Raw genomic sequence first — 910 nt, forward strand, 5'->3', positions numbered from 1 at the left:
CCGCTGAACCAGTACAGTCCCATTCTGTGAGTAATTCCTTGTCCGAAAAAGAGGCATGAATAGTCCCTGATGCTACAAATAAAAACAACAGAAAAAGCGTGATACTCATCTATTCTCCCAGTCTGTTAACTGGTCACTTCTTCCGAGTCCTTACAGGGTAACACCACTGGAATATATCAAAAAATAAGTATTAGAAAATGCCATTGTGTCCCGTTCAGGAATTGATACTCTGAAGCGAAAGAATAGTGAGTCTTCCTCTTGAAATGCATCAAGAGATTCTCCATGTAAGTGCCATTTTGACTGATTTTCCCCAGCGCTGTCAGGCAGAGAAAGCCACCCTCCCGGTGTAAGGGAAAAAAAATGCGTATCATAATGGGTATTTTTCTCTATATTAGGGCAAATAAGAGAATCCGGGAGGTCTGCAAGTTTCTGACGGTAAGGCTTCCGTGCGCCAAGACCATATACTTTCAGGCCGGAGGGGCTGTGGTTTTCAAAAAAAGTATGGAACGTCAGGCTTGGATCCTGAAGAGCCGTGAGAAATCGTAAATCCCTGCGTGGAGACTCAAGAGATATTAATTCAGTCGCAAAATCAAGGGTGTCACTCATGGTAAAACGAAAGGGAATGTTATAGGTGTTTTCTGCACGGAGAGGTATAGAAAGATCTTTTTGTTCAGCCATAATGGAAAAATGTGTCCCAGCAGGGGCTGTGAAAACAGCCTGTGCCGCGATGTTTTCTGGAAAAGAGTTAAAATACCTGTCCGTATTAAGAGTGCAGGAGTGTAAGCGCAGTCCCGACATCAATCCAAAAGCGTAGCTTTCAGTATCACCGCCGGTATTTCCAGAAAAATCTGTAAAGTTTGTTTTCAAAGAAAACTCAAGGGAGTCTAAAAACGAGGCACTATCGCCATAG

The 910-nt window shown here is 43.2% G+C and carries 1 protein-coding gene; it reads right to left on the minus strand.

Annotation, left to right across the window (positions count from 1 at the left end; genetic code table 11):
- Window positions 1–150: 150 nt before the first annotated feature.
- The coding region (locus CALK_RS11665) for a hypothetical protein (protein ID WP_034638402.1) at window positions 151–910 on the minus strand (760 nt) is incomplete at its 5' end.

The sequence above is a fragment of the Chitinivibrio alkaliphilus ACht1 genome (assembly GCF_000474745.1).
In the GTDB taxonomy this organism is placed as follows: Bacteria; Fibrobacterota; Chitinivibrionia; order Chitinivibrionales; family Chitinivibrionaceae; genus Chitinivibrio; species Chitinivibrio alkaliphilus.